The organism is Streptomyces sp. NPDC059003, assembly GCF_042740445.1.
GTDB lineage: Bacteria > Actinomycetota > Actinomycetes > Streptomycetales > Streptomycetaceae > Streptomyces.
Map to the genome: position 1 here is coordinate 12,148 of NZ_JBHYJH010000115.1, position 20,420 is coordinate 32,567.

Annotated in this window: 20 protein-coding genes and 1 pseudogene; 4 read left to right on the forward strand and 17 right to left on the reverse strand. The window is 74.2% G+C overall.

Annotated features, from left to right (window positions below; translation table 11 throughout):
* From ACFWZ5_RS31405 to ACFWZ5_RS31465, 13 genes are all read right to left on the reverse strand, one after another.
* Nucleotides 1–1,101, reverse strand: coding sequence for an NAD(P)-binding domain-containing protein (locus tag ACFWZ5_RS31405; protein ID WP_384786228.1), 1,101 nt, complete (start codon nt 1,099–1,101; stop codon nt 1–3).
* Between the two features lie 124 nt (nt 1,102–1,225).
* Nucleotides 1,226–2,434: an LLM class flavin-dependent oxidoreductase gene (locus tag ACFWZ5_RS31410; protein ID WP_384786225.1), complete on the reverse strand. Its 1,209-nt coding sequence runs from the start codon at nt 2,432–2,434 to the stop codon at nt 1,226–1,228.
* A 2-nt stretch (nt 2,435–2,436) separates the two neighbouring features.
* Nucleotides 2,437–3,483 (reverse strand): ABC transporter substrate-binding protein, encoded by a 1,047-nt coding sequence (locus tag ACFWZ5_RS31415; RefSeq protein WP_384786222.1) that lies wholly within the window; start codon nt 3,481–3,483, stop codon nt 2,437–2,439.
* A 165-nt stretch (nt 3,484–3,648) separates the two neighbouring features.
* Nucleotides 3,649–4,440 carry an ABC transporter ATP-binding protein gene (locus ACFWZ5_RS31420; RefSeq protein ID WP_384786220.1) on the reverse strand — a complete coding sequence of 264 codons (792 nt, stop codon included), beginning with the start codon at nt 4,438–4,440 and terminating at the stop codon, nt 3,649–3,651.
* The gene (locus ACFWZ5_RS31425; protein WP_384786217.1) at nt 4,413–5,288 is read right to left on the reverse strand and encodes an ABC transporter permease; all 876 of its coding nucleotides are present in this window, start codon (nt 5,286–5,288) and stop codon (nt 4,413–4,415) included. The genes ACFWZ5_RS31420 and ACFWZ5_RS31425 overlap by 28 nt, the downstream gene beginning before the upstream one ends.
* A gap of 157 nt (nt 5,289–5,445) precedes the next feature.
* Nucleotides 5,446–5,529 (reverse strand): putative leader peptide, encoded by an 84-nt coding sequence (locus tag ACFWZ5_RS31430; protein ID WP_383991831.1) that lies wholly within the window; start codon nt 5,527–5,529, stop codon nt 5,446–5,448.
* A gap of 118 nt (nt 5,530–5,647) precedes the next feature.
* Entirely contained in the window at nt 5,648–6,613 is a 966-nt protein-coding gene (locus ACFWZ5_RS31435) for a hypothetical protein (RefSeq protein WP_384786215.1), read from the reverse strand.
* A 6-nt stretch (nt 6,614–6,619) separates the two neighbouring features.
* Nucleotides 6,620–7,438 carry a hypothetical protein gene (locus tag ACFWZ5_RS31440; protein ID WP_384786212.1) on the reverse strand — a complete coding sequence of 273 codons (819 nt, stop codon included), beginning with the start codon at nt 7,436–7,438 and terminating at the stop codon, nt 6,620–6,622.
* Nucleotides 7,439–7,522: 84 nt separating this feature from the next.
* A complete protein-coding gene (locus ACFWZ5_RS31445; protein WP_384786209.1) occupies nt 7,523–7,945 on the reverse strand; it encodes a YjbQ family protein in 423 nt (140 codons plus the stop codon).
* A 61-nt stretch (nt 7,946–8,006) separates the two neighbouring features.
* Nucleotides 8,007–9,257, reverse strand: a complete 1,251-nt coding sequence (locus ACFWZ5_RS31450) for a VWA-like domain-containing protein (RefSeq protein WP_384786206.1) — start codon at nt 9,255–9,257, stop codon at nt 8,007–8,009.
* A complete protein-coding gene (locus tag ACFWZ5_RS31455; RefSeq protein ID WP_384786203.1) occupies nt 9,254–10,522 on the reverse strand; it encodes an AAA family ATPase in 1,269 nt (422 codons plus the stop codon). Before ACFWZ5_RS31455 ends, ACFWZ5_RS31450 begins: the two co-directional genes overlap by 4 nt.
* A gap of 72 nt (nt 10,523–10,594) precedes the next feature.
* Nucleotides 10,595–12,004, reverse strand: a complete 1,410-nt coding sequence (locus ACFWZ5_RS31460) for a hypothetical protein (RefSeq protein WP_384786200.1) — start codon at nt 12,002–12,004, stop codon at nt 10,595–10,597.
* 179 nt (nt 12,005–12,183) lie between these two features.
* Nucleotides 12,184–12,978: an MBL fold metallo-hydrolase gene (locus ACFWZ5_RS31465; RefSeq protein ID WP_384786197.1), complete on the reverse strand. Its 795-nt coding sequence runs from the start codon at nt 12,976–12,978 to the stop codon at nt 12,184–12,186.
* Between the two features lie 149 nt (nt 12,979–13,127).
* Between ACFWZ5_RS31465 and ACFWZ5_RS31470 the strand changes: the two genes are divergently transcribed.
* Nucleotides 13,128–13,727: a CGNR zinc finger domain-containing protein gene (locus ACFWZ5_RS31470; RefSeq protein ID WP_384786278.1), complete on the forward strand. Its 600-nt coding sequence runs from the start codon at nt 13,128–13,130 to the stop codon at nt 13,725–13,727.
* 52 nt (nt 13,728–13,779) lie between these two features.
* Here the strand turns inward: ACFWZ5_RS31470 and ACFWZ5_RS31475 are convergent, their stop codons facing one another.
* The gene (locus tag ACFWZ5_RS31475) at nt 13,780–14,364 is read right to left on the reverse strand and encodes a TetR/AcrR family transcriptional regulator (RefSeq protein WP_384786194.1); all 585 of its coding nucleotides are present in this window, start codon (nt 14,362–14,364) and stop codon (nt 13,780–13,782) included.
* Nucleotides 14,365–14,716: 352 nt separating this feature from the next.
* Between ACFWZ5_RS31475 and ACFWZ5_RS31480 the strand changes: the two genes are divergently transcribed.
* Genes ACFWZ5_RS31480 through ACFWZ5_RS31490 form a run of 3 tightly spaced genes read left to right on the forward strand, consistent with a single transcriptional unit; the run spans nt 14,717 to nt 18,437 of the window.
* Nucleotides 14,717–15,304, forward strand: a complete 588-nt coding sequence (locus ACFWZ5_RS31480) for a (2Fe-2S)-binding protein (RefSeq protein WP_384786191.1) — start codon at nt 14,717–14,719, stop codon at nt 15,302–15,304.
* A complete protein-coding gene (locus tag ACFWZ5_RS31485) occupies nt 15,301–16,293 on the forward strand; it encodes an FAD binding domain-containing protein (RefSeq protein ID WP_384786188.1) in 993 nt (330 codons plus the stop codon). Before ACFWZ5_RS31480 ends, ACFWZ5_RS31485 begins: the two co-directional genes overlap by 4 nt.
* Entirely contained in the window at nt 16,290–18,437 is a 2,148-nt protein-coding gene (locus ACFWZ5_RS31490; RefSeq protein WP_384786185.1) for a xanthine dehydrogenase family protein molybdopterin-binding subunit, read from the forward strand. The genes ACFWZ5_RS31485 and ACFWZ5_RS31490 overlap by 4 nt, the downstream gene beginning before the upstream one ends.
* Here the strand turns inward: ACFWZ5_RS31490 and ACFWZ5_RS31495 are convergent.
* The 3 genes and pseudogenes from ACFWZ5_RS31495 to ACFWZ5_RS31505 form a co-directional block, all read right to left on the reverse strand.
* Complete coding sequence (locus ACFWZ5_RS31495) at nt 18,423–19,028, reverse strand: DUF4188 domain-containing protein (RefSeq protein ID WP_384786182.1); 606 nt, start codon at nt 19,026–19,028, stop codon at nt 18,423–18,425. The genes ACFWZ5_RS31490 and ACFWZ5_RS31495 overlap by 15 nt on opposite strands.
* 129 nt (nt 19,029–19,157) lie before the next feature.
* A complete protein-coding gene (locus ACFWZ5_RS31500) occupies nt 19,158–19,766 on the reverse strand; it encodes a TetR/AcrR family transcriptional regulator (RefSeq protein ID WP_384786179.1) in 609 nt (202 codons plus the stop codon).
* A gap of 367 nt (nt 19,767–20,133) precedes the next feature.
* Nucleotides 20,134–20,420 (reverse strand): annotated as a pseudogene (locus ACFWZ5_RS31505) (hypothetical protein); the annotation flags it as partial.

The window sequence follows — 20,420 nt, forward strand, 5'->3', positions numbered from 1 at the left end:
TCAGGCGGGCACCGGCGCCGCCCCCGCAAGCAGCCGCACGATGTCCGCCACCGCGGCGCGCCCCGCGCGGTTCGCCCCGATGGTGCTGGCTGAAGGCCCGTACCCGACCAGATGGACCCGCGGATCGGCGGCCGCCCGCGTGCCGTCCATGCCGATCCCGCCGCCGGGCTCCCGCAGCCGCAGCGGCGCCAGGTGGTCGATCGCCGCGCGGAACCCGGTCGCCCAGAGGATGACGTCGGCGTCCACGCGGCGGCCGTCGGCCCACTCCACGCCGCTCGGCGTGATGCGGTCGAACATCGGGAGCCGGTCGAGGACGCCGTTCTCGCGGGCCGCGCGCACCGCGTCGGTCACGGCGAGCCCGGTCACCGACACCACGCTCAGCGGCGGCAGGCCCTGGCGCACCCGCTCCTCGACCATGGCGACCGCGTCGCGCCCGCGGTTCTCGTCGAAGGGGCCGTCGGCGAAGACGGGCGGCCGCCGCGTGACCCACCAGGTCTCGGCCGCGTACGGGGCGATCTCCATGAGGTGCTGCGTGCCGGACGCCCCGCCGCCCACCACGACGACCCGCTGGCCGCGGAACGCCTCGGGCCCCGGATAGATCGCGGTGTGCAGCTGACGGCCGCGGAAGGTCGCCTGGCCGGGGTAGCGCGGCCAGAACGGCCGGTCCCAGGTGCCGGTCGCGTTGATCAGGGCCCGCGTGGACCAGGTCCCCGCGGAGGTCTCCACGAGCAGGCGGCCGCCCTCGCCCTCGCTGACGCGGTGCACGTCGACGGGCCGCCGCACGCGCAGGTCGAAGCGGTGCTCGTACGCGTCGAAGTACTCCCCGATGACCTCGGACGAGGGCCGGTCCGGGTCCGCGCCGGTCAGCTCCATGCCCGGCAGCGCGTGCATGCCGTGCACCTTGCCGTACGTGAGCGAGGGCCAGCGGAACTGCCAGGCGCCGCCGGGCCGGGGCGCGTGGTCGAGCACGACGAAGTCCCGGCCCGGCTCGAACCCCTTGCGCCGCAGGTGGTAGGCGCTGGACAGGCCCGCCTGCCCGGCGCCGACGACCACCACGTCGACGTCCGTCACGCCCGCGTCTCGTACCCCGATCTCGTTCACGCTTCTACTAACTACGGCAGGAGTCAGGATCTTCCCGGGACCGTTCGGGACCTTCCCGGGACAGCGACGCAGATCGCGGCGTACGACGAGACGTACATCGAGACGTACATCGAGGCGTACGAGGTCAGCGCCCCCCTGACACCAGCAGCGGGGCCCCGCCCGGGGCCGACGCCGGACGCCCGTTCGCGGCCGGCACGCCCGCCAGCGGCGAGACGGGAATACGCGGGAGGAGGCCGCGCGCCGCCAGGTCGGGGATCACGCCCTCCCCGAACCAGTACGCCTCCTCCAGGTGCGGATAGCCGGAGAAGATGAAGTGCTCGACGCCGAGCTCGTGGTACTCCTCGATGCGGTCGGCCACCTCGGCGTGGCTGCCCACCAGGGCCGTGCCCGCGCCGCCGCGGACGAGCCCGACGCCCGCCCACAGGTTCGGCGCGATCACCAGGTCGTCGCGGGAGCCGCCGTGCAGCGCGAGCATGCGCTGCTGGCCCACCGACTCGCTGCGGCCGAGGGCTTCCTGCGCCGCGGCGACCGTGTCCGCGTCGAGGTCGTCGAGCAGCCTCCCCGCGGTGGCCCAGGCCTCGGCCGACGAGTCCCGCGAGATGGTGTGGAGCCGGATGCCGAACCGCACGGTCCGCCCCTCGGCCTCGGCGAGCGACCGGATCCAGTCGATCTTCTTCCGCACCTGCTCGGGCGGCTCGCCCCAGGTCAGATACACATCGCTGTGCCGCGCGGCGACCGGCCCCGCGGCCGCCGACGAACCGCCGAAGAAGATCTCCGGCAGCGGGTCCGGCGGCAGCGCGGTGAGCCCGCCCTCCACCTGGAAGTGCTCGCCGTCGAAGTCGTACGGCTTGCCGCGCCACACCCCGCGCACCACCGAGAGGAACTCGTCGGTGCGGGCATAGCGCCGGTCGTGGTCCAAGTGGTCGCCGAAGCGCCGCTGTTCGGTGGAGTCGCCGCCGGTGACGACGTTGAGCAGCAGTCGGCCGCGCGTGATCCGCTGGTACGTCGCCGCCATCTGCGCGGCGAGCACGGGCGAGATCACCCCGGGCCGGAACGCCACCAGGAACTTCAGCCGCTCGGTGTGCTGGGCGAGCGCGACCGTGGTCAGCCACGCGTCCTCGCACCACGTGCCGGTCGGCGTGAGGACCGCCTCGAAGCCCAGCTGCTCGGCGGCCTTGGCGATCTGGGCCAGATACTCGATGTCGGGCGCCCGCACGCCGCTCACCGGTGTGACCCGGGAGCGCGTGATGCCGCCGTCGGTGTAGGCGTGCCGGTCGACGAGGGTGCGGCCGTCGCCGCCCGTCGGCAGGAACCAGTGGAGGTGGACGGTCATGCTCAGGACTCCTTGTCGTACGTGCGGGGCGCGGTGGTGGAGGGCGGCAGCGAGCCGTTGAACCGCGTGTCGGTGAAGTCGGCGAAGTCGGGGCGGTGCGGAATGAGCTTCAGGTCGGCGAAGGTGTCGACGATGCGCTGCTCGGAGTCGATGACGTTCCGGTCGACGGCGACCGGGACGCGGGTGCCGTGGCTGCGCTTGACCGAGTCGAGCGCGACCTCGTACGGCAGGCCCGTGTCCTTCGCCCAGACCTTCGCCCACGCCTCGGGGTGCTTGTGGACCCAGGACTGCGCCTTGCGCAGCCGCCGGAGGTAGTCGGCGACGGCCGCGGCCTTCTTCTTGTCCTTGAGCGCGCCGGGCGCGGCGACCTGGAAGCTGAGTCCGTTGACGACGCCTTCGCCGTCGGTGAGGACCCGCCCCTTGCCGCCGCGCAGCACCTGCGAGGTGTACGGGTCCCACACCGCCCACGCGTCCACCTTGCCGCCGGTGAACGCGGCGAGCGCGTCCGCGGGCTGGAGGTACTTGACGTGCACGTCCTTGAGGGTGAGCCCGGCCTTCCGCAGGGACGCGATCAGCTGGTAGTGCGCGGACGACCCCTGCGCCACGGCGACGGACCTGCCCTTGAGGTCGGCCGTCCCGCGCAGGCCCGAGTCCTTCGGCACGACGATCGCCTCGCCGGTGGCGATGCCGTGCGTCGCGGCCACCACCGCGATCTTCGATCCCGCGCCCGCGGCGAACACCGGCGGCGTGTTGCCGACCGCGCCGATGTCGACGGCCTTGGCGTTCACGGCCTCGAGGAGCGGCGGCCCCGATGTGAACGTGGACCACTTGATTCTGTACGTCAGGTCGTCGAGCTCCCCCGCGGCCCGCAGGACGGCCTCCGAACCGCCCTTCTGGTCACCGACGTTGAGAGTGAGCGACCCCTTGCCGTCGGTGTTGTCGCCGCCGAGACCGCCGCTCGACGAGTCGGCGGACGACGCCCCGCCGCAGGCGGCGAGCGTCAGGGCGAGGGGGAGGAGCAGAAGCGGGGCGAGGCGCAGGCGTCGCATGGGGAGGGTTCCGTTCGTTCGGTTCGGGGATGCGTCGGGGGGGTGAGGGGGAAGCAGGCTTGACGAAATCCAGCGCGGCGGGGGGCAGCGCCCCGAAGGGGCGCGGGGAACTGCGCGACCAGCCCGGACGCACCCGCAGATTGCACACCGGACCCAGCGGGGCGCTCAGGCGGCTGCGACGGTGGGGCCGACCCCCAGCCGTTCCAAGAGCCCGGCGCGCAGCACGGCAAAACGCGGATCCGCGATATCCCGCGGGCGCGGCAGTTCGACCCGCTGCTCGTGCGCGATGACCCCGTCGTCCATGACGAGCACGCGGTCGGCGAGCAGCACGGCCTCCTCCACGTCGTGGGTGACGAGCAGCACGGCGCAGCCGCGCCGCTGCCACAGCTCGTCGACGAGCCGCTGTGCCTTGACGCGGGTGAGCGCGTCGAGCGCGCCGAACGGCTCGTCGAGCAGCAGCAGATCGGGCTCGCGCACCAGGGCGCGGGCCAGCGAGGCGCGCTGGGCCTCGCCGCCGGACAGCGTCTTGGGCCAGGCCCGCGCCCGATGGGTGAGCCCCACCTCCTCCAAGGCCCGCTCGGCGACGGCACGTTCGGGCCTGCCGGGCAGGCCGAGGACGACGTTGCGCCACACCCGCTTCCAGGGCATGAGCCGCGGGGCCTGGAACGCGACGGCCTTGCGGCGCGGCACGAGCACGGTGCCCTCGATGTCGCGGTCGAGCCCGGCGAGTATGCGAAGGAGCGTGGACTTGCCGCAGCCGCTGCGCCCGAGCAGGGCCACGAACTCGCCCGCCCGCACGTCCAGATGGAGCCGGTCGATGACGGCGCGCCCGTCGAAGGAGCGGCTCAGCCCGTCGACCCGTACGGCGGACGGCCGCACCGGACTCCGCTCGGCCTCCGTGGTGCGCGGCGCGTCGGCCGCCCGATCGGTCACCGGCCGGTGAATGTCGGTCGCCATTGCAGCAGCAGCCTTTCGAGCGTACGGACCACGAAGTCGGCGAGGAGGCCGAGGAAGGCGTAGACGATCAGGCAGACGACGATCACGTCGGTCCGCAGGAAGTCCCGCGCCTGCACCATCAGGAAGCCGATCCCGGCGTCGGCGTTGATCTGCTCGGCGAACACGAGGGCGAGCCAGGCGATGCCGAGCGAGTAGCGCAGGCCGGTCATGGCGCCGGGCAGCGCCCCCGGCAGGACGACGTGCCGCACGAGTCCCCACCGCGAGAGCCCGAGGGACTCCCCGGCCTCGATGAGCTGGGAGTCGACGCCCCTGATCCCCGCGTACACGTTCAGGTACAGCGGGAACGTGACGCCGAGCGTGATGATGGCGATCTTGGGGGCCTCGCCGATGCCGAACCAGATGATGAACAGCGGGATGAGCCCCACGAACGGCACGGTCCGCAGCATCTGCACGCTCGCGTCCACGAGGTCCTCGCCGATGCGGAAGAGCCCGGAGAGCAGCGCGAGCCCCGTCCCCGCGAGCGTCCCGAGCAGCAGCCCGATGGCGACGCGCTGGAGCGAGACGCCCATGGCCGAGGTGAGGGACCCGTCCTGGACCAGATCCCCGGCGACCCTGGCGATGGTGCCGGGAGGCGCGAGGACGTCGCTCTGCAACACCTCGGTGGAGCTGAGGAGTTGCCACAGGGCGAGCAGGAGCAGGGGGCCGGTGGTGCGGCGGAGCCAGCGGGGTACGCGGGTGCGGCGGGCGGAGGCGGGGACGAGGGTGACGAGGTCGGGCGCGGTCACGTCCTCGCTGGGCTTGGACGTGTCGTCGGCTTCAGGGTGTGGCGGGGCATGGCTGATGCTCATGGCGCTCCATGGCAGCGGAGAACAGGGGAGAACAGGGGAGAAGAAGCGCGGGGGCGTGCGGCGCGGCCGGGAGGCGGCGCTCAGCGCGGCGCGAGGCAGGCGGCAAGGGCGAGGCGCCGGGCCCGCGGGGAGGAGAAAAGGGGGAAGAGAGAGGGCGTCAGCAGCCGCGACGACACGCGGCGGAGGCCACCCGCAGCAGGTCGATGTGACCGCGCGAAGTGAGCAGAGCTGAACGCAACATGTGGCCGAACGTAGCGATCTCGGCGAGGACCGGTCAATGCCGTCTCGCGGACCGGACGCGGCGTATCACACTGTGACCGCGACACGGCAGAGTGCCATGTGAACGCCTAGGTGGCGGCTCAGGGTTGCGGGAGCAGCTGCACCCGGATGTCGTCCCCGTACGGGAGGACGACCGTCTGGTCCCGACCGCGCTCCCAGTCCGGGGTCACCAGGAAGAGGCGCCCGCCGGACGCGAGGAGCAGCCGGAAGTTCCGGTAGCGGTGGTGGTACGCCCCTTCGCCGCTCCCCGCCGTGCCGAGCCGTGACGTGGCCACCCCCGTGGGCAGGCCGTCCAGCGGGTCCTTGGTGTCGACGACGACCTCGGGGCGGTCCACGAGCTCGGCCGCGTCCTCCTTGCCGCGGCCCGTGCCGTAGGCCCACGCCAGCTGCGTCGACGCCCAGAACAGACCGGCCACGGTCAGGCCGATCGCGGCCATCGCGCCGTTGCGCGCCAGGCGCTGCGGGAGCAGCGGTCGCCCGCGCTGGCGGCCGTAGACCCAGACGCCGTACGCCACCGCGGCCGGTCCGAAGGCCAGCGCGAGCGGGGTGACGCCGATGACCACGCTGGTCTCGGAGTCCGGAACGAGGATGCCGACCAGCGCCCTCCCGATGAGGAGGACGCCGATCAGGATGATGGCGTAGGCGAGAAAGGCGTTGTCGGCCGGTGTGCCGTCCCGCGTGCCGTGGGCCAGGAGCCTCAGGACGCAGGCGTGGATCCCGGCGAGCGTCAGGACCCCGAGGAAGATCAGTGCCGCGGGGACGTAGACGACCTCCAGGCCGTCCAGGATCAGGCTCTGGTTGGACCGGCCGGTCATGTCGACGGGGATGCCGAAGTAGTCGTACCGCGCACGGGTGGCGACATAGCCGAAGTAGATCAGGAGCGCGGTGGCCAGCGTGGTCGGGCCGACCGCCTCCGCGAGCTGCCGGATCCGGGCCGAGACGGGCTGCTGGCCGCCGGTGTCCTCAGACTCGGGCGGCGGAGGCGGAGGCGGGGGCGGGGGAGGCGCCGGTGGTGGGTCGGGCGGTGGCGCTTCTTCGGCTGTCATCGGCCGTCATTCCTGCACCGCGTCGGGCGAGTCGGCGGGCGGCTGCGGCGGAGGTGGCGGGGGGTTCGGGGAGGGCGGTGTGTCGGGCGGGGGCGGGGTGTCCGAGGTGGGCGGGGTCTCCGGGGACGGGGGCGGCTCGCTCGAAGGGGGCGGTTCCGACTCCTCGACGAACACGTGTGCCTTGGGAACGTCGGAGGTCGATCCCCTGACCAGGACGGGGTCCTGCGGCGTCGGCGGTGGGCCGCCCGAGCCCGGCAGGTGGTTGCAGGGCGACTTCTTGGCGTTGTCGCACAGGAAGCTGAACTGGACCGTGGTCGTGAGCTTGTAGTCGCCGGGCGTGGCGTTCGACCCGAGGACCACCCCTGCTCGGCAGTCGCCGTCCGGGGCCGGAGGCAACCGGAGTCCGTTGCAGCGGGGGCCGCCGTCGCAGTGCGCGGCGTTGTCGGAGCGGACCGAGGGCGTGCCCGGTCCCGAGGCCAGGGCGAAGGAAACGTTCTCGATGGTGACGGGAGTGGCCGCGGTGTTCATGACGGTCAGACAGCCCTGGTCGTCGCCGTTGCCGTCGAGCCGCAGGCTGTTGAACTGGATGGACCGGCGGCCGCTCTTGCGCGTCCGGTCGCCGTTCGGCGTCAGGCCACCGCTGGTGGCCTGCGTGCTGGCGCTGGTCGCGGTGCTGTTCGAGGAGGCCGCTGAGCTCGTCGCCCCGTCTCCGGCGGTGTTGTCGCCGCCGGTGGTGGCGGATCTGACCAGCCATACGACCCCGAGCACCGCCACCAGGCCGAGGACGGTGGCCATGACGACGAGGCGCGTGCGCGAAGACGGCATATAGGGAGGATAAGGACGCTCCTTGCATGTTTCCTGCTGGACTACTCCGCCCGCCCAGACCTGTCGCGGCCCGCTCGGACCCGCTCAGCCGAGGAACGACAGCCTGACCTGACGGTTCGGGTTGTCGACGTTCGTGTCCACCAGGACCACGGACTGCCAGGTCCCCAGCTCCAGCGCGCCCCGCAGCACGGGGAGCGTGGCGTGGGGCGGGACGAGGGCGGGCAGCACATGGTCCCGGCCGTGGCCGGGGGAGCCGTGCCGGTGCTGCCACCGGTCGTCCGCGGGGAGCAGCTGGTGCAGGGCCGCCAGGAGGTCGTCGTCGCTCCCGGCCCCGGTCTCGATCACGGCCAGGCCGGCGGTGGCGTGGGGCGTGAAGACGTTGAGGAGTCCGTCCCGCCCGTCGGCCACGTCCCGCAGGAACGCCGCGCACTCGGCCGTCAGGTCGTACACGGTCTCCCGGGAGCCGGTCCGTACGTCGATGATCCTCGTGGTGAAGGTGTCAGTCATGGGTCCATAGTCGTGCCACGGCTCCTCCCCCAGGGAATGGGAGGGGCCGTCCGGAGGGGGTTCACCACGCGGACGGGGCCGAGCCGATGTCCACCACGCGCGCCCAGGCGGGCGGCGAGTCCGGTACGTAGTCGGGGTCGTCCTCGTCCCACGACGCCGCCGACCGCGGCCGGGGGAACAGGCCCACCACCGTCCGGCAGGCGGGACGGGCGCTCGGCCAGGGGGTCTGTCCGTCCGTCAGGACCACGACGACATCGGGCCGGGGCCGGGCCCGCAGCGCCGTCGCGAAGCCCGTCCGCAGATCCGTACCCCCACCGCCCAGCAGCGGAATGCCCTCGCCGCGGCAGAGCGGGTGCACGATCCGGGCCGCCGCGTCGCACGGCACCACGCTGACCAGGTCGCGGCGGCCGCCCACGGCACGGGAGATCGCGGTCACCTCCAGGAGCGCGCTGCCCAGCTCGGCGTCGCTGACCGAACCCGACGTGTCGATGACGACGGAGACGCGTGGCGGTCTGCGCCGCAGGCTCGGCAGCACGGCGCCGGGCACCGCGGTCGACCGCCGTGACGGGCGGCCGTAACTGTAGTCCTCGCCCGCCCCCGCGCTGGTGGCGGCCGAGCGGACGGCCGCGCCCAGCAACTCCCGCCACGGCTGCGGCGGATGGAACGCCTCCTCCGCCCACCGCCGCCACCCTTGCGGGGCGCTTCCCGGGCGGCCGGTGATGCCCTGCGCGACCCGGAACCTGACCAGGTCCCGCTCCTGGTCGCTGAGGCCGTGCGCGCCGTCCGGACCCAGGTCCCACCCCCGGTCGAGGCCGTCGGCGCCGCTGCCGCAGTCCAGCCAGGCCAGGCTCTGGGTGTGCGGCCCGAGCCGGAACTGACGCAGGTAGTCCTCCATGAGCTCACCGGACGGCAGCCCCAAGAGGCCCGGAGTGACGGCTCCTTCGGGGTGGACGAGGCCGTCGCCGAACGCGTCGTCGTTGATCTCGCAGTCCGCGGCGATGTTCATGCGCAGCCGTTCGCCGGGGCCGGTGAGGCCGCGCTCGCGTGCGACCCGGTCACCGCGCCCGTGGTGGTCGCGCAGGAGGTGCGACACCTCGTGCACCCACACCCCGGCCAGTTCCTCGACGGGCGTCCGGTCCACGAACAGCGGCGATACGTAGACCCGCCAGTGCCGGTCGACGGCCATCGTCGGCACCCGTCGTGACTCCACGACGTGCAGGGCGAACAGGGCCGTGGCGAGGTAGGGCCGGGCGCGGGCGGCGTACAGGCGGGCGGCGAGGAGCTTGTCGCGGTCCAGCGCGTCCGGGCTCATCGTCCGGCCTTCGTGGCGACCGCCGACCTGTCCGCCGCCTTGTCCGCCGCTCGGTCCGCGCGTCGGGACAGGGAGACCACTCCGGCCAGCCGCTCGATCGACGCCGGAACGTCCCAGTCCGTCCGGCGCAGCGAGGCGAGGGTGGTCGCGGGCACGACCACGAGGTCCGGGGCTCCGGTCTCCACCGCCCGGACCAGGAGTGCCCACGCCGCGTCCCAGCGGGACTTGTCCGGGCGTTGGCGGACAGCCGCGACCACGCCGTCGAGCACGGCCTGCCGCAGATCTCCCCGCTCGGGCAGCACGGCCCCCGCCGGGTCGGCGAGGAGCTCCTCGGGGTCGGGCAGGTCCATCCGGTCCAGGCTCGCGAGGAGTTCCAGGCCGGGGCCGTCGCCCACGGTCCCCCTGACCAGCAGGGAGAGTACGTCGCGCGAGGCGTCGGCCGCCGTCGTGAAGGCGATGAGGCGCAGGGCCATCTCCCAGCTCCGGGGCGACGGCCAGGCGCCGCCGCGGCGGGCTTCGCTGCTGGGCAGTCGGTGGACGAGTTCGGGACGGGCGGCGAGCAGCCCGCACACCGCTCGGCGCGCGAAGTCCACGGCCCGGGGCAGCTGCTCCGGTGCGAGCCGGGGCAGGGTGGCCCGGGGCCAGGTCCCGCCGAGGCCGCGTACGACGACCTCGTGGTCGTGGGCCCACTGGAGATGGACGAACCGGTTGGCGAGGGGCGGGCTCAGCTCCCAGCCGTCGGCCGCCGACGACCGGGGATTGGCGGCGGCCACGATCCGTACGCCGGGCGGCAGCTGGAGGGCGCCGATCCGCCGTTCCAGTACGAGGCGGAGCAGCGCGGCCTGCACGGCGGGCGGCGCGGTGGACAGCTCGTCGAGGAAGAGCAGTCCCCGTCCGGCCCGCACGAGGCGCACCGCCCAGTCCGGCGGCGCCATCGGGACGCCGTGCTCCGCGGGATCGTCGCCGACGACGGGGAGCCCGGAGAAGTCGGACGGCTCGTGCACGCTGGCGATCACCGTGGTCAGCGGGAGGTCCAGGGTCTCGGCGAGCTGGGTGAGGGCCGCGGTCTTACCGATCCCCGGCTCGCCCCACAGCAGGACGGGCAGGTCGGCGGCCACGGCGAGGGTCAGGGCCGCCAGCTGGGTGTCGGGGCGCGCTTCGGTCGTGGTGTCGCGCAGCAGGGCCAGGAGGCCGTCGGCGACGTCGAGTTGGGTGCCGTGGTCCGGGGCGGTCGGGGTGGCGGTGGGCGGGGCGCAGGAGGGCATGTGTGATCACCTGTGGGGTCGTGGCGCGAGGCAGGAAGAGAGCAGGAAGACGGGGGAGGGGCGGGGCCCGGATCAGTCGAAGGTCGCGTGGCGTGGATGCGCGCGGTGGTCCCGGTTCCGGTCCGGGCCGAGCGTGCGGCGGGCGGGGCCGGGACCGGCCAGGCCCGCCCTGAAGAGGCCGTAGGTGATCCGCCGTCGCGCGGCCGTCTCCAGCGCGTCCCGCAGAGCGCCGTCGCGCAGCACCGCGTCGGGGCCGAGGAGGCCCTCGACGACGGCCAGGGCACCGGCGATGTCGCCGTGGACGAGCCGCTCGCGGACGCCGGTGAGGCAGTCCGGCTGACGGTGTGCCGCGTCGATGGCCTGCAAGCAGGGGAGCGGGGTACCGGTCAGCGCGACGAGGAGCTCTTCCCGCCTGATTTCGTCCGGGTCGTGGTCCAGTGGGGCGAGGACACCGTCGACCAGGCCGATCCGGTGCCGGGCTCCCCGGCAGTCCACGACGCGGGGCCGGCCCGGCGGATCCGGAACGCGGGGCGCGGTGGCCGGCGCGTGACCGGGCGCCAGGGCCGAGGCGACCAACGGGTGCAGCTGCCCGGCCGTGAGCGCACCGGCGCGGAGCAGCTCCAGGTCGGGCAGCAGCCATGTCGCCGCGTCGGGCAGGACGGGCAGTTCGGCGGCTGTGCCGTCCGTGGCCGCCGGCGTGATCCGCGCCGAGTGCGGCCCGGCGGCGTCCCCGTCCCCGTCCAGGTCCAGACGCAGCCGATGCCGGGCCCCCAGCCGCACGGTGACGGCACGGCCGCGCCGCTCGTCGGCGCGGAGCAGGATCGCCGCCTCGGCCGCCCATCGGTCCACGGCACAGCGGTACCCCTGCGGTACGGCCTTCAGTGAATCCGGGTCCAGCGCAGGGGAGTTGCCGGGCGGCCGCTCGGCGCCGGACCGCGTCCGCAGTTCACCGGCCCTGCGTACGTCCCACAGATGGCGGTGCAGATCGAGCCGGAACCGCCGGTCGGGACGGGGGTGCGGATGCCGCCCGGAGTCGGCCCCGGGCCCGTCCCACAGGGCGAGGCTGAACCGCTGACCGGCGTCCGCCCAGGCGGGCGGGGTGCGGACCACGAGGTGCACCGGGTGTGGTCCGTCGCGCCCCGTGGTGTCGTACCGAGTGGTGTCGTACCGGGCGAGCGAGATCGTCAGGCCTGGGCGCAGCAGCCCGTCGGGAGCGATCCTCGGCAGGTGCCAGCGCAACAGGTCGGGAGCCAAGTGGCGCAGATCGGCCCGGAGTCGGGCCGCGAGATCCCGGCCGTGCGTACGCGCCACGGAGCGCGGATGGAGATCGACATCGAGTCCTGCGGCGGCGCACGCGCCCGCCCAGTCCCCGGCGGAGCGGCGGGCGGTCGCAGTCTCGATCATGGAGGGCGGCACGGCGAACTCGCGCACGCGCAGCCAGAGGGAAAGGCGGGAGTCCCCGTTCGCGGGATGAGTGAGCATCAGCACTCACCTTGCGCGGACGGAGCCCCCCATCTGTCACGAGAGGGAGAGTGATTCATCATCGCGGGCGAGCGTAGCCCGGCTCCGCCCGCTCCGCCACGGATTACTTTTCCTGTCAGCCCCTGTGCCCGTCAGTTTGCTCGCCTGCCGCGCTGGTTTCCCGCCACCCTGCCTTCCGGTCAGCGCGGCTGGAGCCGGTCCGCGAGGCCCGCGGCCGTGAAGGCGGCCACGAGTTCGTCGTGGCCCTCGGTGAAGTGGGCCCAGCTGTCGCAGTGGACGGGAACGACCCGGCGCGCCCCCAGGATCGCGGCGGCCTCGGCCGCCTGGGCGCTGTCGAGGACGAGCAGCGCGCCGTCGAAGAGCGGCACGCGGGGAGCGCCGGCGAAGAGGACGGCGGTGTCGACGGGGCCGAAGCGCGCCGCGATCTCCCTGACCAGGCTGAGTGAGGCGTTGTCCCCGCTCACGTACACCGTGGGCAGATCGGCCGCCGTGAGGACGAAGCCGACGACCTCGCCGGTGGTCGCCTCGACCTCCTCGACGCCGAGCTCCTCCGGGCCGTGCAGGGCGGGCGCGCCCGTCACCGTCACCGATCCGCCGTCGGGGCGGGCCAGTTCGACGGACTCCCAGGGAGCCAGGCCCCGGGCGGTGCCGCCCAGGCGACCGGCGCCGCTGGGGGTGGTGAGGGTGACGGGTACGTCGGCGAGGAGGGCCCGGCCGGAGTGGTCGAGGTTGTCGGGGTGCTCGTCGTGGGAGAGCAGCACGACGTCGACGCGGCCGAGTTCGGCGGGCGTGGCGGAGGCGGGCGCCGTCTTGACGAGCTTGCGGTCCGACACGGGGTACTCGCCGGGCGCGTCGAAGGTGGGGTCGGTGAGGAACGTCAGGCCGCCGTACTCGATGAGGGCGGTCGGCCCGCCGACGACGCGGACGGGTATCTGCTCGCCGGATGGGTGGGCAGGCGTGCTTGCAGAAGCCATGGAAGAGAACACCTCATGGATGAGTAGTGGTGTATCCGTGAGAGGAAGGTAGTGGCTTCTCATGGATGAGCACAAGCCGTACCATGAGAATCGTGAAGGAGACCGCGACTGAGCCGGACGTGCCGCCCGCTCCCGCGAGGGGGTCGGAGCTGCCCCGCGTGCCCGCAGCCGAGCCCGACCCGCCGCCCGCGCCCGGCGCGGAGCGGTACGTCGCGCTCGACTTCGCCAACAGCGCGATCGCCCTGCCCGGCGGCCAGTTCCTCGACCTCCTCGGCACCCCCGAGGCGGCGAACGGCTGGCTGGTCGCGCGCGAACTCGCCCCGGTCGACGCGGGACTTCAGGAGATGTGCGCAGCCCAGCTGCGGACGCTGCGCGAACAGATCCGGTCCCTGCTCGCCTCCCGGGTCGACGGGTGTCCCGCACCGGCGAGCGCGCTCGCGGCCGTCAACGAGGCCCTGACGCGGGCGCCCGCGGCCTCCCTGCTGCACTGGGACGCCACCCGCGGCCTGTACCGGGCCGCGTCCCACCCCACCACCCAGATCGTCGAGCACGCCCTGGCCGCGCTGGCCGCCGACGCCGCCGACCTGCTGACGGGGGCCGACGCCGAACGACTCACGGCCTGCGGCTCCACTCCCTGCAACCGCTACCTGCTGCGGCACGGCCGCCGCCACTGGTGCTCCACGCGCTGCGGCGACCGCGCCCGCGCGGCCCGCGCCTACGCGCGGCGCACCCGGCCCGGGACCTCCTGAGCCGCGCGGTCCAGGCCCGCCGTCCCGCCCGCCCTGCACCGCTGACGGCGCGTCACCCGCGCGCCCCCGGCCGCCCCGCCCGCAGCCCGTCCATCACCAGGTCGAGGAGCCGTCCGGCCCGCGCCTCCCAGTCCCCGCGCGGGTCGAGCTGCCACAGTCCCGCGATCGCGAGCAGGAAGTCGTCGGGGGTCACCCCGGGGCGGATGGTGCCCGCCTCCTCGTTCGCCCGCAGCAGTCGCGTGACGGCCGACGTGACCGCGCCGCGCCCCAGCGCGGCCAGCGTGCTGTGGACGCTGACCGCCTCGCGCATCGCCTGGGCCAGGCCCGCCTTGGTCATCGCGTACCGGGCCAGGCGGTCCATCCACTCGCGCAGGGCCCGGTCCGGCGGGCGGGTCGCGAGGAGCTGGGTCGCGGTGTCGGCGACCTGCTTGACCTCCTGGTGGTAGACCTCGAGGACCAGCGACTCGCGGTTGGGGAAGTTCCGGTAGAACGTGCCCTGGCCGACGCCCGCCTTCTTGGCTATCGCGCTCAAGGGCGTATCGGCGCAGCGCGTCAGCTCCGTCAGGGCGACCTCCAGGATGCGGTCGCGGTTGCGCCGGGCGTCCGAGCGCCGGGGCCCTTCGTCGCTCTGCGGCACGCGGCCTCCTTCCGGCTGCGACTCCCGCCGCGCCCCCGTCTTCGACCCGCCGGTCCGGCCCGCCGTCGTGACCCGGTCGGTCGAACTGCCTTGCCCAAGCGGACAGTTGTCCGGTACGTTCCGCTGTACCGGACAACTGTCCACTTAGGCTCACCTTAGCGGCATACGGCGAGCGGCGCAGGAGGGCGACGCCGCCGCCGGTCCGTGGGGTCCGGCCGGAATGGGCGGCCGGGGTCGAACTGTTGACGGTGCATCAGCCTGTTGACCGTGCACCGGCTCCCTTCACCATCGGCCTCCTGTCGGCCCGCGCCCCACGCCCGACGCGCACCACCAACGCGAAAGAAGGCAGAGCATGGCCCTATCGACGTCCAGCGTCATCACTCTGAACGTCAACGGCGAGAAGCGCACGCTGCCCGTCGACCACCGCACCACCCTGCTCGACGCGCTGCGCGAGCGACTCGACCTGACCGGCACCAAGAAGGGCTGCGACCACGGGCAGTGCGGCGCGTGCACGGTGCTGCTCGACGGGCGCAGGGCCGTGGCCTGCCTGCAGCTCGCGGTCGCCGCCGAAGGCCGCGAGGTCACCACCATCGAGGGCGTCGCCGACGGCGAGCACCTGCACCCGGTGCAGCAGGCCTTCCTCGACCTCGACGGCTACCAGTGCGGCTACTGCACGCCCGGGCAGATCTGTGCGGCCATCGCCGTGATCGAGGAGCACGCGAAGGGCTGGCCGAGCGCCGCCACCGCCGACGTGCACCCCGACGCCGAGGTGCCGCCGCTCTCCGCCGACGAGATCCGGGAGCGGATGAGCGGCAACCTGTGCCGGTGCGGCGCGTACGTGTCGATCGTGCAGGCGGTGGCCCGCGCCGCCGAGGAGGGATCACAAGTGCCAGGCACTGCCGGGGAGTTCGGCTCCGTGGACCCGGAGGAGGCGGCATGAGGGAGTTCGCCTACGAGCGCGCCCACGACGTGTCCGGCGCGGTCGCCCTGCTCGGCGCCGACCCCGAGGCCCGCTTCCTCGGCGGCGGCACCAACCTCGTCGACCTCATGAAGGCGGGCATCGAACACCCCGGTCGCCTCATCGACGTACGCGATCTGCCCCTCGACCGGATCGACCCCACCGAGGACGGCGGCCTGCGCATCGGCGCGACCGTCACCAACAGCGACCTCGCCGCCGACGCCCACGTGCGCCGCGACTACCCGGCGCTCGCCCAGGCCGTCCTCGCCGGTGCGTCGGGGCAGCTGCGCAACATGGCCACCGTCGGCGGCAACCTGCTCCAGCGCACCCGCTGCGGCTACTTCACGGACACCGCGCACGCGTGCAACAAGCGGGCGCCCGGCAGCGGCTGCCCCGCCGTCGAGGGAGAGCACCGCAACCACGCGATCCTCGGCGCGTCCGAGCACTGCGTGGCCGTGCACCCCTCGGACATGGGCGTCGCGCTCGCCGCCTTCGACGCCGTCGTCACGTACGAAACCGCCGAGGGGCCGGGGGAGTTGGCGCTCGCCGACTTCTACCGGCCCGTCGGTGACACGCCGCACCTGGAGACCACGCTGCCCAGCGGTGCGCTCATCACCGGCGTCACCCTGCCCCCGGCCCCGGTCGCCGCCCGCTCCCGCTACCGCAAGGTGCGCGAGCGCGCGTCGTACGCGTTCGCGATCGGATCGGTCGCCGCGGCCCTCGACGTCCGGGACGGCGTCGTACGGGACGTCCGCCTCGCCCTCGGCGCCGTGGCGTCGCGGCCCTGGCGTGCCCGCGCGGCCGAGCGGGCGCTGACCGGCGCGCCCGCGACCGGCGAGGCGTTCGCCGCCGCCGCGGACGCCGAGCTCGCGGCCGCCCGGCCGCTGCCCCGGAACGGATACAAGGTGGCACTGACGCGCAACCTGATCGTGGCCGTACTGACCGAACTCGCCGAGGAGGCCGCCCGATGACCACGTCCGCCGGAAGGGCCGTCCGCGCGGGGTCCGTCGGCACCCCGACCCAGCGCCTGGAGGGCAGGGCCAAGGTCACGGGAGCCGCCCGCTACGCGGCGGAGATCCCCTTCGCCGGCCTCGCCCACGGCTGGATCGTGCTGTCCACCGCGGCCCGCGGCCGCGTCCGCGAGGTGGTGGCGGAGCCGGTCCTCGCCCTGCCCGGCGTCCTCGCCGTCCTGCACCACGGCAACGCCCCGCGCCTCGACGGCGACTACCAGACCGTGGTCGGACCGGCCGACCCGCTCCTCCAGGTCTTCCAGCACGACCGCGTGCCGCACGCCGGCTGGCCCGTGGCCCTCGTCGTGGCCGAGACGGTCGAGCAGGCGCGGCAGGCCGCCGACGTCCTGGTGGTCCGCTACGAGACGGAGCCGCACGACGTCGCGTTCGCCGCCGCGCACCCGGACGCGTACACCCCGGAAGAAGCGCTGGAGCCGCCCGAGCTGAGCAAGGGCGACGTCGCGGCCGAACTCGCCGCCGCGCCCGTCGTGGTGGACGCGTGGTACAGCACGCCGGAGGAGCACCACAGCCCGATGGAGCCGCACGCGGCGACCGCGCGCTGGGACGCGGGGCGCCTGGACGTCGTCGACTCCAACCAGGGCAGCGCCGCCGTGGCCGACGAGCTGGCGAAGCTGTTCTCGCTCGACCCGACGTCGGTGCGGGTGCGCTCCGACCACGTCGGCGGGGCCTTCGGCTCCAAACTGACCCGCCCGCACCAGGTGCTCGCCGCGATGGCGGCGACGGTCCTGCAGCGCCCCGTCCGGGTCGCGCTGACACGTCGTCAGATGTTCTCGCTGGTGGGCCACCGCAGCCCCACGGCTCAGCGGGTCAGGCTCGGCGCCGACTCCGACGGACGCCTGCGCGTGCTCGACCACCTGTCGCAGAGCCGCACGTCGCGGCTGTACGAGTTCCTCGAGTTGGCCGCCAACGTGGGCCGTGCCCTGTACGACGCCGACGCCCACCACACCGTGAACCGCGTCGTGCCGATGGACGTGCCCACGCCCGGCTATGTGCGGGCGCCGGGCGAGGCGCCGGGGTCGTTCGCCCTGGAGTGCGCGCTCGACGAGCTCGCCGAGAAGTGCGGCGTCGACCCGATCGCGCTGCGGGTGCGCAACGAACCCGACGTGGGGCCGCTCTCGGGCCTGCCGTTCAGCAGCCGCAATCTGCTCTCCTGCTACGAGGAGGGCGCCCGCAGGTTCGGCTGGGCGGACCGCGACCCGCGCCCCGGCGTGCGGCGCGACGGGCGCTGGCTGCTCGGCACCGGCATGGCGGCGTCCTCGTTCTTCGTCGGCGCCCTGCCCTCCACGGCATCCGTCACGGCGGAGGCGGACGGCACGTTCACCGTGCGGGTCGCCGCCGCCGACGTCGGCACCGGCGCGCGGACGGCGCTCGCCCTGCTTGCCGCCGACGCCCTGGAGGTCGCGCCGGACCGGGTGCGGGTGCGGATCGCGGACAGCGACTTCGGGCCCGCGTGGCTCGCGGGCGGCTCCATGGGCACGCGCTCGTGGGGCTGGGCGGTCGCGATCGCGGTGCGCGAGCTGCGGGAGCGCCTCGCCCTCGGCGTCGACATCCCGCCGGAGGGCATCACCGTGCGCGCGGACTCCGCCGAGGCCATCGCGGCCCTCGCGGAGCGTGAACGGCGCTCGTTCGGGGCGCAGTTCGCCGAGGTCGCCGTGGACGTCGGCACGGGCGAGGTGCGGGTGCGGCGGATGCTCGGCATGTTCGCGGCGGGCCGCATCATCAACCCGCTCACCGCGCGGAGCCAGCTCGTCGGCGGGATGGTCTGGGGCCTGTCCATGGCGCTGCACGAGGAGGCGGCACGGGACGAGGCGTCCGGCGCCCTGGTCGGGGCCGACCTCGCGGGCTACCACATCGCGGCCAACGCGGACGTGCCGATCGTCGAGGCGGACTGGGTGGACGACCCGGACGAGGACGACCCGGTGGGCATCAAGGGCATCGGTGAGATCGGCATCGTGGGCGCGGCGGCGGCCGTCACCAACGCCGTCTGGCACGCGACGGGCGTACGCCACCGGGCACTGCCCATCAGGCCCGACCGGGTGCTCGACGCGGAGGCCGCCGCGCCCCGCGGGTCAGGCGGTGCCTGAGGGGCTCTTGGGCCGGTCCTGCGCGGGCCGGTCCGAAGCGCCCTTCGGCTCCGAGGGGCCCGTCGGCTCCGCCGGCCTCTTCGGCTCCGCCGGGCTCTTCGACCGGTGCGCGAACCGGTCGGCGGCGCGGCGGCCGCGGCTCTCCACGGGCAGGACCCCGGTCGCCGCCGCGAGCCCGAAGGGCGGCATGTCGAAGTAGATCGACTCGTACGACCCCTCCGGCACGATGTACGCCTCGTGCCACAGGCCCACGTGCCCGCGGAGCTTGCCCGCGCGCTGCATGCGGTTGGCGAGCCCCCACATCGTGTGGTGGAACCCGTCGGGCGCGGCGGCGTACGCGTACAGCTTCTCCTTCGACTCCCAGTACTGGACGACGTAGTACGTGCGCGGCGACGCCGTCAGAAGGATGCGGCCGAGCAGGCCGCGGCTCGGATCCTTGGCCAGCTCGCGGAGCATGCGCAGCATGGCGAAGAACACCGGCACGGTGTGGTGGACCGCCCAGAAGTGGTTGATGCGCATGCCGATGAGCAGCACCACCGTGTCGCCCTCGGCGGCCGCGGTGGTGAAGCCGGGGGTCGGCTTGGCGAACATGCTGCCTCCAGTTGCCGGGGGATCCGCTGGAGCGAGCGGAAGTAAGCAGCGATTACATCAGGGGGGTCGGGGAGGGTCAAGGTCCTTGGCGGGGGCGGTGGTTGACCGAACCGCGCGCGGGCGGGCCGGTCAGCAGGGGCCGAGGTTGGCCACGCCGAGGCCGAAGAGGTCGAGGACCTGCTCGGCAAGGCGCTCCGCCCGCTCCGCGGGCAGGAACCCGTCGACGATCATCTGGGAGAGGCCGTACACGAGGGCCTGCCCGGCGAGGCCCATGAGGGCGGGGTCGGCGGCGCGCAGCAGGCCCGCCCGCTGGTCGGCGACGATGAGGTCGGTGAAGGCGCGCTCGATGCCGGACAGGCGGCTCTGCAGCTCCGGCGGCGCGGACGGGCTGAACACGGCGGACTTGACCAGCTCGAAGCGGCGCGGATGGGCGATCGCGTAGCGCACGAAGCCCAGGCCGATCGCGCGCATCGCGGGCGGGTCCGCGCCGAGGACCTGGGCGCGCTGCCACCGTTCCAGATCGGCGAGGACCAGGTCGGCGACCGCCGTGAGCAGCGCCTGCCGGTCGGCGAAGTGCCGGAACGGCGCCCCCGGTGAGACCCCGGCGCGGCGCGCGACCTCGCGCACGGTCACCTTCTCCAGGCCCTGCTCGTCGAGCAGGTCGAGCGCCGCCGCGGTGAGCGCGGCGGGCAGCGAGCCGTGGTGGTATCCGGAGCGTTCGGAGGGCTTGTCCTTCATGGCAGCAGTGCTACCAAAACCTCCGGAGCGCTGTCGATCTCGCCGGGTGCCGGTCGTCGCCCCGAACAATCCGGGCCCGGGGCATGGGCAGCCCCCGCGATCGGTGTCATTCTTCGCTCACACACTGTGAGGTGTTCCGGTGTGAGGGGGAACAGATGCGTGTGCGCCAAGGTGTCGTGGCCGGAGGCGGAACCGCGGCGGCGGCCGTCATGGTGGTGGTCATGGGCTTCGCGGCCGCCGCGTGCGGCGGTTCGAGCGGCCCGGGAGGACATACGCCGGGGAGGCCCGGCGGGCCCTCGGGGCTCGGCGTGGCCTCGTCGCAGGAGTCGGTTCCCGGTGGGTCCACCGCCGCTCCCGGTGGAACGGCCTACGGTTCGGCCGACGGCTCGAACGGCGGCGAGTCCGGAGGCGGCGGCGATCCCGGCATTCCGCCGGTGAAGCCGCCGCCGACGGACACGGGTCCGGCCGGTGTGCCCGGCCCCGGCGTCAGCGGCTCGACTCCCGCCCACCCGCCGGGGTCCCGGTGTCCCGCGCCCTCGGCCCCGGAGGCGCCGTGCTCGCCCTCGCCGGACGCGTCCCCGCCCGGGACGGGCCCGCCGGAGAGTTCCCCGGCGGCGGGGAACAGCGGCCTCGCCTCCGAAGGGACCTGACCGG

Excerpts from the sequence above, each read along its gene's own strand:
- ACFWZ5_RS31500 (WP_384786179.1), bottom strand. The coding sequence starts at position 19,766 with ATGAAGGACAAGCCCTCCGAACGCTCCGGATACCACCACGGCTCGCTG.
- ACFWZ5_RS31450 (WP_384786206.1), bottom strand. The coding sequence starts at position 9,257 with ATGAGCCCGGACGCGCTGGACCGCGACAAGCTCCTCGCCGCCCGCCTG.
- ACFWZ5_RS31455 (WP_384786203.1), bottom strand. The coding sequence starts at position 10,522 with ATGCCCTCCTGCGCCCCGCCCACCGCCACCCCGACCGCCCCGGACCAC.
- ACFWZ5_RS31435 (WP_384786215.1), bottom strand. The coding sequence starts at position 6,613 with ATGACAGCCGAAGAAGCGCCACCGCCCGACCCACCACCGGCGCCTCCC.
- ACFWZ5_RS31480 (WP_384786191.1), top strand. The coding sequence starts at position 14,717 with ATGGCCCTATCGACGTCCAGCGTCATCACTCTGAACGTCAACGGCGAG.
- ACFWZ5_RS31440 (WP_384786212.1), bottom strand. The coding sequence starts at position 7,438 with ATGCCGTCTTCGCGCACGCGCCTCGTCGTCATGGCCACCGTCCTCGGC.
- ACFWZ5_RS31415 (WP_384786222.1), bottom strand. The coding sequence starts at position 3,483 with ATGCGACGCCTGCGCCTCGCCCCGCTTCTGCTCCTCCCCCTCGCCCTG.
- ACFWZ5_RS31430 (WP_383991831.1), bottom strand. The coding sequence starts at position 5,529 with ATGTTGCGTTCAGCTCTGCTCACTTCGCGCGGTCACATCGACCTGCTG.
- ACFWZ5_RS31460 (WP_384786200.1), bottom strand. The coding sequence starts at position 12,004 with ATGCTCACTCATCCCGCGAACGGGGACTCCCGCCTTTCCCTCTGGCTG.
- ACFWZ5_RS31465 (WP_384786197.1), bottom strand. The coding sequence starts at position 12,978 with ATGGCTTCTGCAAGCACGCCTGCCCACCCATCCGGCGAGCAGATACCC.
- ACFWZ5_RS31420 (WP_384786220.1), bottom strand. The coding sequence starts at position 4,440 with ATGGCGACCGACATTCACCGGCCGGTGACCGATCGGGCGGCCGACGCG.
- ACFWZ5_RS31410 (WP_384786225.1), bottom strand. The coding sequence starts at position 2,434 with ATGACCGTCCACCTCCACTGGTTCCTGCCGACGGGCGGCGACGGCCGC.
- ACFWZ5_RS31485 (WP_384786188.1), top strand. The coding sequence starts at position 15,301 with ATGAGGGAGTTCGCCTACGAGCGCGCCCACGACGTGTCCGGCGCGGTC.
- ACFWZ5_RS31425 (WP_384786217.1), bottom strand. The coding sequence starts at position 5,288 with ATGAGCATCAGCCATGCCCCGCCACACCCTGAAGCCGACGACACGTCC.
- ACFWZ5_RS31490 (WP_384786185.1), top strand. The coding sequence starts at position 16,290 with ATGACCACGTCCGCCGGAAGGGCCGTCCGCGCGGGGTCCGTCGGCACC.
- ACFWZ5_RS31495 (WP_384786182.1), bottom strand. The coding sequence starts at position 19,028 with ATGTTCGCCAAGCCGACCCCCGGCTTCACCACCGCGGCCGCCGAGGGC.
- ACFWZ5_RS31445 (WP_384786209.1), bottom strand. The coding sequence starts at position 7,945 with ATGACTGACACCTTCACCACGAGGATCATCGACGTACGGACCGGCTCC.